The sequence below is a fragment of the Allorhizobium ampelinum S4 genome (assembly GCF_000016285.1).
GTDB classification, from domain to species: domain Bacteria; phylum Pseudomonadota; class Alphaproteobacteria; order Rhizobiales; family Rhizobiaceae; genus Allorhizobium; species Allorhizobium ampelinum.
Window position 1 is genome coordinate 536565 of record NC_011981.1, and the last position, 15779, is coordinate 552343.

General features: G+C 56.5%; 15 protein-coding genes. 6 read left to right on the forward strand and 9 right to left on the reverse strand.

All coding sequences use genetic code 11. The features are described 5' to 3' along the window. Window positions 1–47: 47 nt before the first annotated feature. The 3 genes from AVI_RS28065 to AVI_RS28075 are packed head-to-tail and all read right to left on the reverse strand — an operon-like array spanning window position 48 to window position 2972. Window positions 48–875 (reverse strand): carbohydrate ABC transporter permease, encoded by an 828-nt coding sequence (locus tag AVI_RS28065; protein ID WP_015918635.1) that lies wholly within the window; start codon window positions 873–875, stop codon window positions 48–50. Further along, window positions 875–1795, reverse strand: a complete 921-nt coding sequence (locus AVI_RS28070) for a carbohydrate ABC transporter permease (protein WP_015918636.1) — start codon at window positions 1793–1795, stop codon at window positions 875–877. The genes AVI_RS28065 and AVI_RS28070 overlap by 1 nt, the downstream gene beginning before the upstream one ends. Further along, on the reverse strand, window positions 1779–2972 hold the full coding sequence (locus AVI_RS28075; RefSeq protein ID WP_015918637.1) for an ABC transporter ATP-binding protein: 1194 nt from the start codon (window positions 2970–2972) through the stop codon (window positions 1779–1781). The genes AVI_RS28070 and AVI_RS28075 overlap by 17 nt, the downstream gene beginning before the upstream one ends. 388 nt (window positions 2973–3360) lie before the next feature. Between AVI_RS28075 and AVI_RS28080 the strand changes: the two genes are divergently transcribed. Both AVI_RS28080 and AVI_RS28085 read left to right on the forward strand, forming a co-directional pair. Beyond that, complete coding sequence (locus AVI_RS28080) at window positions 3361–3972, forward strand: TetR/AcrR family transcriptional regulator (RefSeq protein ID WP_156600279.1); 612 nt, start codon at window positions 3361–3363, stop codon at window positions 3970–3972. Between the two features lie 221 nt (window positions 3973–4193). Continuing rightward, window positions 4194–5012 carry an alpha/beta fold hydrolase gene (locus AVI_RS28085; RefSeq protein ID WP_015918639.1) on the forward strand — a complete coding sequence of 273 codons (819 nt, stop codon included), beginning with the start codon at window positions 4194–4196 and terminating at the stop codon, window positions 5010–5012. Between the two features lie 75 nt (window positions 5013–5087). On the opposite strand, the gene AVI_RS28090 is transcribed toward AVI_RS28085, so the two are convergent. Genes AVI_RS28090 through AVI_RS28115 form a run of 6 tightly spaced genes read right to left on the reverse strand, consistent with a single transcriptional unit; the run spans window position 5088 to window position 11032 of the window. Beyond that, window positions 5088–5750: a flavin reductase family protein gene (locus tag AVI_RS28090; protein WP_015918640.1), complete on the reverse strand. Its 663-nt coding sequence runs from the start codon at window positions 5748–5750 to the stop codon at window positions 5088–5090. A gap of 1 nt (window position 5751) precedes the next feature. Then, window positions 5752–7176, reverse strand: coding sequence for a M24 family metallopeptidase (locus tag AVI_RS28095; protein ID WP_015918641.1), 1425 nt, complete (start codon window positions 7174–7176; stop codon window positions 5752–5754). A 28-nt stretch (window positions 7177–7204) separates the two neighbouring features. Then, window positions 7205–8026 (reverse strand): ABC transporter permease, encoded by an 822-nt coding sequence (locus AVI_RS28100; protein ID WP_015918642.1) that lies wholly within the window; start codon window positions 8024–8026, stop codon window positions 7205–7207. After that, complete coding sequence (locus tag AVI_RS28105) at window positions 8019–8846, reverse strand: ABC transporter permease (RefSeq protein ID WP_015918643.1); 828 nt, start codon at window positions 8844–8846, stop codon at window positions 8019–8021. The genes AVI_RS28100 and AVI_RS28105 overlap by 8 nt, the downstream gene beginning before the upstream one ends. A gap of 9 nt (window positions 8847–8855) precedes the next feature. Continuing rightward, window positions 8856–9896 (reverse strand): extracellular solute-binding protein, encoded by a 1041-nt coding sequence (locus AVI_RS28110; protein ID WP_015918644.1) that lies wholly within the window; start codon window positions 9894–9896, stop codon window positions 8856–8858. A 20-nt stretch (window positions 9897–9916) separates the two neighbouring features. Then, window positions 9917–11032 carry an ABC transporter ATP-binding protein gene (locus tag AVI_RS28115; RefSeq protein ID WP_085946665.1) on the reverse strand — a complete coding sequence of 372 codons (1116 nt, stop codon included), beginning with the start codon at window positions 11030–11032 and terminating at the stop codon, window positions 9917–9919. A gap of 628 nt (window positions 11033–11660) precedes the next feature. Between AVI_RS28115 and AVI_RS28125 the strand changes: the two genes are divergently transcribed. The 4 genes from AVI_RS28125 (at window position 11661) to AVI_RS28140 (ending at window position 15713) form a co-directional block, all read left to right on the forward strand. Beyond that, a complete protein-coding gene (locus AVI_RS28125) occupies window positions 11661–12593 on the forward strand; it encodes an ABC transporter substrate-binding protein (protein ID WP_041699887.1) in 933 nt (310 codons plus the stop codon). A gap of 3 nt (window positions 12594–12596) precedes the next feature. Beyond that, window positions 12597–13469 (forward strand): amino acid ABC transporter permease, encoded by an 873-nt coding sequence (locus AVI_RS28130; protein WP_015918647.1) that lies wholly within the window; start codon window positions 12597–12599, stop codon window positions 13467–13469. Window positions 13470–13547: 78 nt separating this feature from the next. Continuing rightward, window positions 13548–14678 (forward strand): sugar phosphate isomerase/epimerase family protein, encoded by a 1131-nt coding sequence (locus AVI_RS28135; RefSeq protein WP_015918648.1) that lies wholly within the window; start codon window positions 13548–13550, stop codon window positions 14676–14678. A gap of 282 nt (window positions 14679–14960) precedes the next feature. Next, the gene (locus AVI_RS28140) at window positions 14961–15713 is read left to right on the forward strand and encodes a GntR family transcriptional regulator (protein WP_015918649.1); all 753 of its coding nucleotides are present in this window, start codon (window positions 14961–14963) and stop codon (window positions 15711–15713) included. Window positions 15714–15779: the final 66 nt, after the last annotated feature.

The following is a 15779-nucleotide window of genomic DNA, read 5'->3' on the forward strand; positions in this document are numbered from 1 at the left end:
TGGTCTTGACTTTCGGACCTGCCCGGTGGCCGCCGGGCAGGTCCGTATCATTTGACGCCGGTCATCGTAACGCCCTGTACGAACCCGCGCTGTGCGGCGAGAAACAACAGGATCAGCGGTGCGGTGATCAGGGTCGCGCAGGCCATCAAAGGCCCGAAGCTGTCGCCGCCTTCCTGGCTCCGGAAGAACAGGAGGCCGAGTGTTGGCGGTGACAGATCGATGGATCTGATCACGATCATTGGCCAATAGAGATCGTTCCAATGAAAGGTGATCGAGAAGATCGCGAAGGCGGCAATGGCTGGTTTCATCGCTGGCAGAATGATGCGGACGACAATTTCTATCTCGCTCATCCCGTCCAGCCGTGCAGCCAGAAGAATCTCGTCGGGGAACGAGCGAATAAACTGATAGAACATGAAGATCGCAAATCCCGAAGTCAGGTATGGCATCATCACGCCAGCATAGGTATCCAAAAGCCCGAACTTGGCCAGCACCATGAAGATCGGCAGAGCGGTTGCCTGGGCGGGAACGGAGAGGCTGATCAGAACAATTGCGAAAAGCAGGTGCTGGCCGCGAAACGTGAACTTCGCCAGTGCATAGGCACAGGTCACCGTGGTCAGGATCTGAAACAGGAGAATGCCGCCGGTCATGATGACACCGTTCAGCATGAACCGTGGCAAGGGAGAGTCGAACAGCGCCCGCGTGTAATTGTCCGTTATCGATGTGAGGATCGGCGGCGCGTCATGGAGGCTGCCGAATATCTCCCCCGGGGCCTGCGTTGACGCACGCCACATCCAAAAGAACGGATAGACCATCAGAAAGGCACCGCCCAGCAGAACGGCATGCGACAGCATTGCGCGAAGCGGAGAGCGGACCATCAAAAATGCGCCTTTCTGTTGCTTAAGCCGACGTGGACGATTGAAAATGTCCCGATCAACAGGAGATAGACGACAGTTAGCGCGCTGCCATAACCGGCTTTCAGGCCTGTGAACGTATCCGTGTTGATCTTGTGCAGCAGCATTTCAGTCGCGCCATAGGGGCCACCATTGGTCAGAACCGCCACCGTGTCGAAGACCTGAAATGACTGTATGCAGCTCAACACGACAACCACGATGGTCGTAGGAGCCAGAAGCGGCCAGGTCAGGTAACGCAGCCGGTCGCAAAAGCCGTCCATTCCATCCAGAGCAGACGCCTCCTTCAGCTCGGCCGATAGGACCGTGAGCCCCGCCAGAAACAGGATCAGATTGAAGCCAAACAGATGCCAGATGCCGATGATGGCAAGGCCGATCAACGCAAGTGTTCCATCGGCAAAAAAATCGAGAGCCGGTAAGCCCAATGCGTCCAACAGGCTTGCCAGCGGCCCGATATGGCCATTGAGCAGATAGCTCCAGACAATGGACATGGCCGTCAATGTGGAGGTGACCGGCAGAAAATAGACGATCTCGTAGAAACGTCGCGAGCGACGGCGACCATCAAGCAGCACGGCAACGCACAGCGCACCGAACACCGATACCGGCACGACAATTGCCGTATAGAGTGCGCTGTTGCGCAGGGCCGCCCAGAAGAACGGGTCATTGATCATTCTGACATAGTTGCCGAGGCCGACAAAATTCAAGGTGAGCCGACCGAGGCGATAATCGGTCAAGCTGATCAGGACCACAACGAAGATCGGCGCAACCACCGTTGCGATTAGCAGCAGGAAGGCCGGGGCCGCGAAGAGATGCGCAATGGCGGCATAACTGAAGCGCTTCGAGGCGGCTGCAGACGATTGGGAGTGCAGCTCAGACAGAGACGTCATAACATGCCTCCTCGACCGGAGCTGCCAAAGGAAGCGACACTGGAACACGGCGACCGCTTTGATCAAAGATGAGCGCAGCATCGGAGGCGATCTGCAGCGCAATCCTTTCACCTATCTTGCGGCCCGTCGCCAATCGGGCAAAGCTCTCTGGCCGCAGTTGCACGCGCACAGTACCAGCACCGATCTCAGTGCCGTCGCACCGGATGCCGACATCGTTGCCCGCAAACTCCACCTGTTCCACCCGCAGCGAAAAATCGCCATTTCCATTTTCAGTCGGATGCAGTCGTTCTGGCCGGATCGCCAATTGGTACGACCCATCCGCGATGCCCGGTAGTGTCAGGTGCAATGCCCGTCCATTGATCGAAACCGCCCCCTTGCTGACCGTCACCGGCATCTCGTTGATCGCCGTTGTGCCGACAAACCGTGCGACGGAAAGATAGTTCGGCTGGTCATAGATCTCTGCCGGTGCTCCACACTGCTTGATCTCTCCACCTTCCATAACCGCAATCCGATCTGACATCGTCATGGCCTCGGTCTGGTCGTGGGTGACGTAAATGAAGGTGATGCCGGTCCGGCGGTGAAGATCGACGATCTCGTCGCGCAATTGCTGGCGCAATTTCGCATCGAGGTTCGAGAGTGGCTCGTCCATCAGAAAGACACCGGGATGCCGGACCATTGCGCGACCAACCGCCACCCGCTGTCTCTGGCCGCCGGACAGCTGTGACGGCTTGCGCTCCATCAGCATGTCGAGGCCAAGCTGTTTTGCTATCTGGCTGATATCCGTCTCAATATCGTTGCGGATACCGCGAACCTTTGATGACAGAAGGGAAGCACCCGGCAGACGCTGGCTGAACGACAAACGCGCCATTTCGAGTGGCACAGTCAGATTTCCACGGACTGTCATATGCGGATAGAGCGCATAGTTCTGGAAAACCATGGCAATACCGCGTCGCTTCGGCGGCAGCGAGGACACGTCACGTCCTGCGATCATGATATGTCCGTCTGTGCAAGGTTCAAAACCGGCCAACAACCGCAACAGCGTCGACTTTCCACACCCGGAAGGCCCAAGCAGCGTCAGGAATTCACCCTCACAGATTTGAAGGTTGATGCGCTTTAGAACCTGCACGCGCTCAAAGCACTTTTCCAGATTCACGATATCAATGGAATGACCGACCATATTCTTCACTGCTTTTCCAGGATCACACCGTCAAAATTACGCGGGTCGAAACACAGCGGTGTTTTAGCCAACGCCCTCAGTCAATTCGCCCCTTGCTTTAAGAGAGTTTTTTAACGTCCCGATGACACGCTCTTTCAAATAAAGTATTTTTATCCATATTTTTTCGTGAGATAGGTTGTATAAATAACGAAGTGGTTACTTTGTAAGTCACTCTAAGCTGTTGACGCAGGCCGTAAAAACGCCTTATCGAACATCGGCAATGGCCGGGCCGAAATCGCCGTTTGAAACTCGGCGAGGCAAGGACGCAGTTCTTCAAGTGAGGGTCATCGTGACGGAAGAAAAGCAGACACAGAAGCAGCCTCGGCGCCGACATCCGCGCAGGCCAGATTTGTCTCAAAACCGAATTCTGGAGGCTGCCGTTGTCGAGTTTGCGGCAAATGGTCTGACTGGCACCCGGGTTGAAGCTATTGCTGAACGGGCTGAGATCAACAAGCGAATGATCTATCAGTATTTCGGAAGCAAGGAATTGCTCTACCAGGCGGTGATCGAGAAGGTCTATCGCGATGTGTGGGATGCCGAGGCGGCGTTGAATCTCGAGCAGCTACCACCGCGCGACGCGCTGATCGCCTTGGTCACGTTCGTCTGGACATATTACCTTGAACACCCGGAATTCATTACCATCCTGAACTCCGAGAACCAGTTGAAAGCCATCCACTTCAAAAAGTCCCGCGCCATCCGGGAAGGTGCTGCCAGCTCCCGGCCACTCGTCGATGACATCCTGCGGCGTGGTGAGGCGGATGGCACCTTTCGTCTTGGAATTGATCCGATCCAGTTGAGCCTGACGATCACCTCGATCTGCTACTACTATTTCACCAACCAAGCCACCAGTTCAATCGTCTATGGGCAGCGAATGATGACGCGGGCGGCCTTGGAACGGCGCCTCGCTTTCAACATTCAGACGGTTCTGGCCATCGTAAGCCCTGATCGGAGCGCGCTGTGATCAACGCGGTGCCGCAGTCGCGAACCGGTAATCCGGCGGACTGCGAAGCAAAATTGAGCCTAGATCATTTCCGCGTTTTGTTGAATCGCTGAAATGATCTAGGTCTTTGTTTTACGCATTTGCGAACGAAAAACCGCTTCACAGTTTTCCTGGAAATGCTCTTGAGATGGAACAGGAACCTCCTCCTGGCGTTTGCCTGCCATCATCAAAGGAGATTCAGTATGGCTTTTATCGAAGCGAAAGATGGTACGCAATTGCATGTAAAGGACATGGGAAAAGGTCGTCCCGTGGTGCTTATCCATGGATGGCCTTTGACCGGCGATATGTTTGAATATCAGTCACTTGCTCTGCTGGAAGCGGGCTTTCGCGTCATCACTTACGACCGTCGGGGCTTTGGTCAGTCGGGGCATCCAGCCGATGGCTACAATTACGACACGTTTGCCGATGACCTCGCCAGCGTGATCGATAGCCTGGATGTTCAGAATGTGTCGCTTGTCGGCTTTTCCATGGGTGGGGGCGAGATCGCCCGCTACCTGTCGCGACATGGGGCCTCGAAGGTCTCCAAGGCGGTGCTGGTTGCCTCTGTGGCGCCGTATCTTCTCAAGGATGCAAGCAATCCTGATGGTGTCGACGCCAGCGTATTTGAGGGTATGAAGAATGACATCCGCAAAGACCGGTTTGCGTTTCTTCAGAGCTTTGCCAAGACCTTTTACGGCGTCGGCCTGGTTACCAGTCCGGTGAGCCAGGGCGTATTGGATTGGTCATTCATTCTCGGCGTTATGGCCAGCCCCAAAGCGACAATTGATTGTGTCGATGCATTTGGTAAGACCGATTTCAGGCCGGATCTTGCCGCGTTCACCATCCCCACACTGGTCATCCATGGCACGGCAGACAAAACCGTGCCGATTGACCCCGCAGGTCGAGCAGCGGCCAATGGTATCGCAGGTGCCAAACTGATCGAATACGAAGGTGAGCCTCACGGCCTGTTTGCCACGGCTCCAGACCGCCTCAATCGAGATCTGATCGAGTTCCTTGGATAATTCGTTTTCGGTGCGCCTTGTGAAACCATGAGGCGCACCAAATCCTCGTCCCCCACAGAGGGCCTTCTGTGCCGCTTATTCTGTCGTCAGCTTCTCGCCAATCTTCCGGATCTCCCATTCCTGAGGTGTCAGCGTTTTGATGTCGAACTGGTCACGGGTGCGGGCATAGGTGTGTCCTCCCATGCGGCCGACGGCATCCATAAGCTGCTGGTCGATATGCAGATTGGCAGGATTGACTGCATCGCTGCGGACAAACACGCCGATGACCTCGCCGAGAATGATCTCGCGGGCCGGGCCGACCTGAAGCGTTGTGTGGCGACGGCATTCCAGAGCCGCAGGAGCGGCCAGAATACGGGGGCTGCGCACCATCCGACCGGGAACGGTCGCAAGACCCGCCTCTTCCATCTCGTCGACCTCGGGGCCGAACTTGATGGCGCAAACTTCCATCCGGTCAACCAGCGCATTGTCGCAGATATGGACCGTGAATTCACCCGTCTCACGGATATTGCGGGCGGTGTCCTTGAAGCGCATGTCCGAATAGTTCTCGACACCGATGGCGACGATTGCCGGATCGTGGGTCAGGACGTTGAAGAAGCTGAACGGACCAGCATTCGGCTGGCCATCCTTGCTCACTGTCGTTACCAGCGCAATCGGGCGTGGAATCACGGTTCCGATCAGGAGCTTGTAACGCTCCCGCTCGTTGAGCTTGGCGAAATCGAAATGGGTATGGTCGGTCATATCAGGCCTCGGCAGCAATGCGGTGCGTTTCAAGCGGAGTGTGGCGGGAGAGGTTCTCGAACCCATCCTTGGTGACAACATACATGTCACCGACATTGCAGCCAGCAGACATTGGCTCAAGCCACTGCGTATGCAGCACGAATACCATGCCCTCTTCCATCCGGTCGTAATTATGCGAGGAGATGTTGAAGCTGTTCTGCCCGCCGGCCATGCCAACGGAATGACCGAGATTAGGGTTATGCGGGCCATGGGTTGCCGGGTAGACATGCATCAGGGTGCGGCCCTGCGCCTCCCAATCGATGTTCTTGACATACTGGCGCGGGATCAGCCGCGCACTGCCATCCTCCATCGGCGCCCAGTTGTAAGGCATGGTGCGCGCTTCCGGCGAAGACAGCATGCCGCGCTCGATCATCGGCTCGAAGGCTGCATTGTTGACATCGCGCATCAGTGCGCCCGGGCGGATCAGCTTTTCCGCCCGCTTCACACCATCTGTGCACGCCGCCAGCACCTCTTCCTGCCGCTTGGTGATGTCGCCAACGGCAATCATACGGGCAGTCTGGGCCGTGTAGCCGCGATAGGTGATGTTGGAGACATAGAGATTGATGAGATCACCGAGACGAACGACATGGCCATAGGGCTTGCCGCAATGGGTGCCGAACTCGTTGATGCCGATCTGGTAGCCATCACCCGTTTCGCCGCCGAAGGAAAGCTGTCCTTGCGTGAAGGCAGCGTAGATTTCATGGTCGGTGACATCAGGCTTAGTCACATGATAGGCCGCCTGCGTGGCGATGCTGACAAGCTGGGCCGCGGCTCGGAACATCTCGATTTCGCGCGGCGAGCGTATTTTCTGCATCCGGTCGAGAATGGCATTGTCAGCGACGAACTTGGCTTTGGGCATCAACTCGTCCAGTGCGGCCCAGAAGGTCAGCGAAGTGCGATCACCAATGCGGCCCACCTGCCCTCTCGCCAAGCCGATGCCTGTCAATAGTTCGGCGCATTTCTCAGCCGTCTTGATTACCGAGTCGCCTGGACGATCGGCATATTCGCGGCCGATCGGACCAATCTGCCAGATATCTTCCACCAGCACTGGTTCGCCGCCCGGCGGTAGAAGCACGGATTGGGTGAAGAAGGATAATAGCACCATAGGCCTATCGACATCCGTCGGGATAATCAGCACGCCCTCGCGCATCCAGTCGCAGATATAGCGAAGATAGTGATTGGAGGTGTGGAACCAGCCAACGCCGCCAGTATGGACGACAAGCGCATCATGGCCAGCTTCAACAGCCTGGCGGCGAATGCGCCGCAGACGATCCTCGAACTCTTCGACGGGCAAAGGCAAAGGCGCCGCAAAATCGAAATCCGGCTGGAAATCGGCAAGCAGTGATCCGATGCGATAGGTGCCTGACGTGTTGGCATGTATGGTCATTGGGTATTCCTTCCAGATGTATTTTGGGTCAGGCTTGACGGGATGGTGCCAGCACCCGCCTCGCAACCAGCATCACCACCAGGGTCAGCCCGATCAGGATTCCTGACATTGCGGCCACCCGGACATCGAGCGACTCCTCGATCAATGCAAACATGCGAAGCGGCAGCACGGTCGTTTGCGCGTCGGCCAGGAAAAGCGACACAGAGACGTTGTCGAGGGACTGGATGAAGACGAGGAAGGCGCCGGCCAGAATGCCTGGTGTCAGCAGCGGCAGGATCACGCGCCGGAGCGTCGTGTGCCAGGTTGCACCCATCACGGCAGAGGCCTCGGCCAGCGACGGATTGATCCCTTGCGCGACAACGGAAGCGGCGCGGTACATCAGTGGCCCGAAGACGACGACATGGCCGACGACGGTGAGCCAGAGCGAAGGCTGGAAGCCGACGAAATTCGCCACGATCAGCGCCGCCAGACCATACACCAGGCTTGGCAGGACGAGCGGGGCCAACAGAAACGGCTCCAGCGCATTGACCGTACTGCGTCGCATCCGTGCCATGCCAATGGTGGCAGGCACGGCAAACAGCAGCGATCCGAGCACCGCGAGGCCGGCGATCTTCAGCGAATTGCCAGCCGCTATGTGTTCGGTTCCTGAGCGGACGGGATCGATCAGCGCCTCATACCAGCGCAGAGAAAAACCCTCTGGCGGATATTTGAGCGTCTGGCCCGAGGTGAAGGACATGGTGATCACAATGATAATCGGCGCCACCAGATAGATCAGGCTGAGACTGCCGAAGCCGAAAACAAATGCCTTGTAGAGAAGGGTCGGGATCGGATTTTCGCGATGATTATGCATGGCCGACAAGCCTCCTGTGACGTGAAATCATGGTCATGACGACGAGAAGGATGCCGGTTGACAGAAGGAGGACAACGGCGATGGCAGAGGCCATCGGCCAATCAAACAGCGTGCCCACTTCTCGATAGATCAGCTGCGGTACATAGACGTTTCGCGCACCACCGATGACCGCCTGGGTGACGAAGGACGCGCTGGTGCTGGCAAACACAAGGATCCAGCCCGCCAGCAGACCGGGTAGCATCATTGGCAGGAGAACCGTCACGAAGATACGCCATGGACCCGCGCCTGAAACCTGCGCCGCCTCGGTGAACTGCACCGGCGTGCGCGAGAGAATGGCAATCAAAGGCAAGATGATCAAAGGCAGGTCGATCTGACACATCGCCATGACGAGACCGAGTTCGGTGGACATCAGCGTGAACGGGCGGTCCGCGAGCCCAAGCGCGACAAATGCCTCGCTAATCGGTCCCTGTCGTCCAAGAATGACGATCCAGGCAAAGGTCCGAACCACATTGCTGGTCAGCATCGGAATAAGTGTCAGAAAGATGATGACCTGTCGCGCGGTCTTGCCACTGTGCCAATAGAAAAGCGCGATCGGAACACCGAGCAGGGTCGTGCTGGCAATGGTCTGGAGACCGAGCGTGGCGGTGTTGACCAGAACACGGTAGTTAAATGCATCGCCAAAAAACCGTGCGTAATTGTGGAGAGAAAGGCCGTCGGGGCCGATGAAGCTGAATCCGACGAGAACGGCGAGCGGCGTCGCAAAGAACGCCACCGACAGCAGAAGCATCGGGACAACGTATGGGAAACCGCTCGCTTTCATTGTAAACCCTCAACCGGCGACGAGAGCATCGAACTGGCGGATCCATTCCGCACGGTTCTTGTTGATCGCCGCCCAGTCGGGGTAGACCAGTGTGGCCAGCTGTTCGCGTTTCACATAGGCCTCAATGCCGGGTGTAAGAGCGACCTCCTTATTGGTCGGGAACATCTCGGTTGGTGGCAGTTTCAGCTTGTCCTGCGCGGCCTTTGAGATGGCGGCGTCCATATAGGTATAGGCTGCGTCAATGTTCTTCGCGCCCTTGGTCAGATGGATGTTGACGGGAGCCGCCGGAGAGCCAGTTTCCGGCTGGACGAACTCGGCTTTGAGGCCCATGGACTTGAGGCGCGCAACATTGCCGGTCGAGCACATGAAGACAGCGATTTCGCCCTGCTGGAACAAGGTCATCTGATGGTTTGTGCTGGCGACGACGCCCTTGATCTGCTCGGGATTGTCCTTGAACAGTTTGAACACGGCGTCCATGTCGGTCGGACCGTTCCCAAAAATCCTGGCGATTTCGGTATAGGCCATCACGCCGGTGTTGGAGGCGAAACCGGTCCAGGATACCAGGCCTTTATAAGCCGGGTTTTCGAACAGGTCGCGATAGCCTTTCGGAGCCGGCACCAGATCAGGATTATAAGCGATACCATTGACTTCGACCGTCACGGTCGGTCCGTACTCGCCCTGGAATGCCGGATCGAGCATGCTCCAGTTCTTGAGCTTGGACGGATCGATCTTCTGAATGAGGTCGTTCTCAATGGCGACGGCCATCTGACCGGGCGACATCAGCAGGGTATCGTAAGGCGGGTTGCCGGGGCTTGCCATCACCTTGGCAAGCTGGTCCTGCGCCAAGGCGGGAGCGACTGTCAGGTCGAAACCGGCTTCCTTGACGAGCGGCGTCAGCACGAAGCGGTAGCCATCCTCCCAGTTTCCGGGGAAGGTCGCCGCAACAGCCGTACCACCAGCGGCGCGGGCAGCGAAGGGCAGCGTGGCGGCCGCAGCCGCACCGGCGGCAAGCAGTCCGAAATGACGTCTTGTGATGTTGAAGTTTTGCATCTGTTCACCTCTGTTGTTGTTCATTGACTGGATGCTTCCGGTTCGCTCGGAAAGGCGTGACACCTGGCGGTGTCGATCTCGGCAAAGAGTTGGGCTCCCGGCTCTGGAATGAAGGTGGAAGGGCTGCGGACCTGCGACGCGCGAAGGCCTGTCCCATCGTCAAGAAGAAGATCGTGGACGAGCGTCGGCCCAAGTGGCACGGATACGGTCACCCTGGCCGGCAAAGCAAGGTCACTCGGGTTGGCAGACAGACGGACATCTTCGGGACGGAAGGTCATTGTCACCTTGGAACCGATCGTAAAGTTCAGTCGACGCGGCAGAGCAATGGCCTTGCCGTTCACCAGCGCAATGCTGGTTGCATCTGCATCCAGGCGCTCCACCGTCCCATGCAGCACATTGGCCTGGCCAATGAAGGTGTTGACAAAAAGCGTCTTCGGCCGGTCATAAACGGCCATGGGCGTGTCGATCTGCTCGACATTGCCCTTGTTCATCAGCACGAGCCGACCGGCGAGGCTCTGGGCTTCTTCCTGATCATGCGTAACGATCAGCGTCGTGATCCCGAGCGTCTTCTGCAAATGCAGAAGCTCGACCTGCAGATCGAAACGAAGCGCCCTGTCGAGCGCCCCGAACGGTTCATCGAGCAGCAGAAGCGAGGGGCGTCCGGCAATGGCGCGGGCAACCGCGACACGCTGCTGCTGACCGCCGGAAAGTTCGCGTGGCAGCCGGTTGCCGTAGCTCTTCAACTGCACGAGTGAGAGCATTTCCTCCACCCTTTCCCTGCGCTTTGCGCGCGGAACCTGCTGGCAGGCCAGTGGATAGGCGATGTTCTCGGCCACAGTCAGGTGCGGAAACAGGGCGTAATTCTGGAACACCATGCCGATGCCGCGGGAGCGGGCCGAAACATTGGCAAGGTCCTGGCCGCCAAGCTTGATAACCCCGCTCTTCGGCTGGATCAGCCCCGCGATGGCACGCAGGACGGTAGATTTGCCACAGCCGCTTGGCCCGAGAAGAGCGACGATCTCGCCAGCCTCTATCTCAAACGAGATGTCGCTGATCGCGTTCTGTCCGCCATAGCTGTGTGTCAGACCGCGAATGCTGAGATGCTTGCCCTCTGCGGCCTTTGAGGTCTCTGCCATGAATGTCCCCTTCAGTTGCCCCGTGTTGCCAAAGCGCTCAAGGCTTTGCGGCACAAGACAGAGATTTGGTCGATCGACGATGTTGCCTACGGTGTCGATCATGGCAGTGAAAGCAGCAATCTGCATGCCAATTGACGATCCTCAATCAACAGAACTTACTAAGTTTCAGAATTTTAAAAGATATTTTTGCGTTTTATATTTTCGCATATTTAAAATAATTTTTAGCCGAAAAGATTTTCGAATTTAAAAAATGTGCAATTTTCGTCGACGTCGCTCATGCATTGAGCAAAATCTAGGTTTGATTCTAGGGGTTTCCTGGAGGATTTCCCGGTTAGTTCGCCATGGAACACTCTCCACGCATCCTGGATAACTGGAAAATACCCTGCAAAAGCAGTGATTTAGATGATCAGTCGCCAATTCACGAATCGATATCGATGCATGAGGTGATTTTTTATTCATCATTCTTGCGAATATTTGTGCGCATATTTTTTACGGAGAAAATTCAGATCCTGATCAGGAAAATAAACATTTCAAAACAATATCTTGAGAAGATGCAAATCAAGCTGGCACGCTGATTGCTTCGAGGTTTGCGTCAATTCACGCCGATAAAAAGTTAAATGGGGATCATATGCGCAGCGTCACGAAAAGCCTCAAAGACAGCCTGGCCGGCATCGCATTCGCTTTGCTCGCGACCTCGACACTTGCCGCAGAAGGGACCGCCATTAAGATGGTGCCCGACGCGGAAGTCACGAAACTGCCTGGTATCGCGTTCGACCAGAGCCTGGCAGACCGCCTGCCGTCTGCCATCAGGGACAAGAAAGCCATCAAGGTGGCAACCGACCTGACGCCCCCGATCAGCTTTCAGGCCGAGGATGGAAAACTCATCGGGATCGATGCTGATATTGCCGCAGCCCTCGGCGTTATTCTCGGGATCGATGTTCAGATGACCAATGTCGGCGCTGGCGCCGCAATCGTACCGGCTGTCGTCTCCAAGCGTTTCGACATGACAATTTCCGGCATCAACGACGATGTGGAACTGGAAAAGCAGGTCGATGTCATCGACTACATGTTTGATGCCACGACGATCATGACCATCAAGGGCAATCCACTCGGCATCAAGAGCATGGAAGATCTGTGCGGCAAGAAGGTTGCTGCCCCCGTCGGTACGTTCCAGGCGCGCCTGGTTGAGGCCGCATCGGCAAAATGCTCGAAACCTATAAATATCATCTCGATTCCGAAAATGCCTGACGTCCTGCAAGCTGTTCGCACCGGTCGCGCCGACGCGACCGTTAACGGCTTCGCGACAAGCGTTTATACGACGAAAAACCAGACCGGTAAGGGTGTTGGCCTTCAGGCGCTTCCGGATGTCCGCCTCGCAGTCGGTTATCTCGGCATGCTGACGTCGAAGGACAATCCGGAACTGCGTGATGTGGTCATCGCCTCGTTGCAACACATGGTCGACAGCGGCGCCTACAAGGCGATCATGGAGAAATGGGGCCTTGGCCCGCTCGCCGTGACGACTGTCAAGTTCAATGACGCCGCCAGCATGCCGGTGAACTGAGCCATGTCGCTTTTTGCTCAACCCGTCAGCATGGCTATCGCACCTCCGATCGGCAAGCCGATACGGTGGGGGCAGATTACATCAGGCACCAGCGCGATTCTTGCGCTGGCGCTCCTCATCACCATCGTCGCGCGAAACCAGAGCGTTCAATGGGGCGAAATACCCCGTTACATGGTTGATCCAGTCATCCTCAGCGGCGTTGTTCTGACCTTGCAACTGACATCAGGCGCAATGGTGTTCGGTATCGCTTTCGGCTGCATCGTTGCTGTCATGGCAACAAGTCAGAATATCGTTTTGAAAGCCCTGGCAATTGCCTTCGTCTGGTGGTTTCGTGGCGTGCCGCTCATCGTCCAGATCTTCTTCTGGTTCAACATCGCGTTGTTCATTCCGGAAGTGGGCATTGGCAGCTACTCCATATCGATCAACGCGCTCGTCACTCCGGCACTTGCCGGGTTCTTGGCGCTGGGCCTGCATGAAGCCGCCAATATGAGCGAGATCATTCGCGGCGGATTGACCGCCGTCGACCGGGGCCAACGAGAGGCAGCCTCGTCACTCGGCTTGCGACCACTTCAGACCCTTCGAACCGTGGTTTTGCCCCAAGCGGTCCGTCTGATCGTACCGCCTACGGGCAACCAGGCGATTGGCATGCTGAAGGCCAGCGCCATCGTATCCGTCATCGGTATGCAGGATTTGCTGACCCAGGCGCAGGCCATCTATGCGCGCAACTTCCTTGTCATCGAGCTCCTGTGCGTTGCGTCGCTCTGGTACCTCCTCATCACAACCCTTGCTTCGATTGGCCAGTATTTCCTGGAAAAGCACCTGGCCCCGAAAGGCCGGAACGCCGGTGCACAGAAAGATCAGCCGCGACGCGGCTGACGCACTGGCCGCTCGACCACCAATCAAACGGAAACGCCTTTGCAGCGCATCCGATCAGGAAACATCACGGAGTAAATCATGAGATTAGGAATTGACGGACAAAAACTGCCCGAAGCCAAGAAGCGTGGGCCGCTCAAAAGCCTTGATCACGTCAGGGAACTCAGTCTTTCTGGCATCTTCTTCAGCACGGTCCTTGATATGAGTGAAACGCTAGACCCGGGCGAACTGCGCGACATCAGGGCCAAAGCCGATGAGCTTGGCCTTTATCTCGAAGCCGGTATTGGCAAGATCAACCCCTATTGCAGCGCTGAAGCCCCGGAATTCAGGGCAATCGGCGATGGCGACGTCATCCTCGGCTTTATCAGGATGATCGAAGCGAGCGCAGCAATTGGCTGTCGCGAACTTTGGGTGTCGCCGGGAAATTTCAAATCAGAATATCGCGGGCGCCTGGCCAATGACCGCTTCCGGACCGATGTTACCTGGGACGAGCAATTGACCGCCATTGAGAAGGTGCTGCAAAAGCTGGCGCCCGTGGCGCGTGCCAATGGTGTTCACCTCAACATGGAGACCCATGACGAGATCACCTCCTTCGAAATCCTCCGGCTGATCGAAGCGGTCGGTGAGGAGTGCATGGGTGTCGTCTTCGACACAGCAAACGGCCTGCAACGGGCAGAACACCCGGTCTTCGCTGCAAAACGCGTTGCTCCCTATGTTCGCCAGACCCACATCAAGGATGCCTATGTCGGCCATGCCACAGGGGGTCTCGATTTCCAGACCCGTCCGGTCGGCCGGGGCATCGTCGATTTCGCCACGATCATCCCCATCCTTGCCAAGGCCAATTCCGAACTGAACCTTTCCCTTGAAGTCGCCGCCTCCGTCGAGGACAAACCCCGCAAGGCCAATCCTCGCCAATGCATCGAGATCAACGACCCGATCTGGCGCGCTGGCCATCCGGACCTGACAGCCGAAGAACTGGAGGCCTATCTGGCACTGGTGGATGCGTTCGAGAAACGTGTGGCCGCCGGAGAGATCCCGGACTGGGAAACCTATGAGGCCAACCAGTATGGCTACCCAAGCTATCAGCATCAGTCCTACGGCTTCAATGAGGCGATCACGTTTATCAAAACCTCAGCGCGCCATATCGAAGAGGTTTGCACACAAAACAGCATTCCGCTTTCAACGCCATCGACAAAGCAGCACGCGGCTTGACATCGAATACCAAGGGTCATTGAAAATGGCGCTTGGTATAAGAGGTTGAGCGCCGGTCGCTTCTGGTGCCGGCCCATCCTAAAATGTTGCGAAGATCTGGATTTTGGTATTACAGCGCCGTGCGTTTTATAAAACGCACAAAGGACGCTGTAATACTTTAAATTTAATGCATAATTTTCTCCTTAAATCGATTCCGATTTAAGGAATTATGCAGTAAGCGAATATACGCAGGAATATTATCATGGACATAATTACGTCGCTTGATCGGAGCTGGAGAGGGAAATGAAGAAGGTGACGCGCCGCCAAAGCGCCAAGGTCGCACCGAAAGCCGGTGGTGCGGCGGATACGGCCGAAAACGCCAATGATGACGTGACTGAGCGCATTCGGATCACGCTTGCCACGGCGATTGGTGAAGGTGCGCTCAAGCCAGGCGTCAAGATACTTGAGGATGCGATTGCCGACCATTTCGGGGTCAGCCGGACAGTCGTGCGTGGCGCGCTCGGCGTCCTGGAGAGCGACCATCTCCTGGAGCGCAAGAAAAACCGTGGCACATTCGTCGCTGAGCCTGGCATCGAAGAAGCAAAGGCCTTGTTCGAGGCAAGACGCAAGCTAGAACATGTCATTCTCGAGCTCGTGATTGACCGCGCGACCGTTGACCAGTTGGATGCTCTTGAAAAGCTGACGGATGAGGAGGAGCACATCCATCACCATGGTGACGAGAAGTCGAAGACCGTGCTGTCGGGCAAATTCCATGTCGTTCTGGCTGAACTTGGCGGCAACGCAGTCATGACGGAGATGCTGTCGAAGATCGTTGCCCGCCTTTCTCTTGTCATGTCCCTCTACGAGGAGGAGCGGAAAGACGATTGCGGCGCCGATCACCACCGCCTGATCGTCAGCGCCATAAAAGCGAAGGACCTGGCAAAGGCGCAGCAGTTAATGGATCACCACCTCGCAGATATCGAAGGTCGCGTTCGGCTCACGGAGGGACAGGGCGATCGGCATACGTTCCTGGCCGTACTGGAGAACTTTTCCTGATGAACCGCCTTGAAGGCAACAGAAGCTGAGGCATGCTAATCTCCACAGCGTTATGAGTGGTCCGTT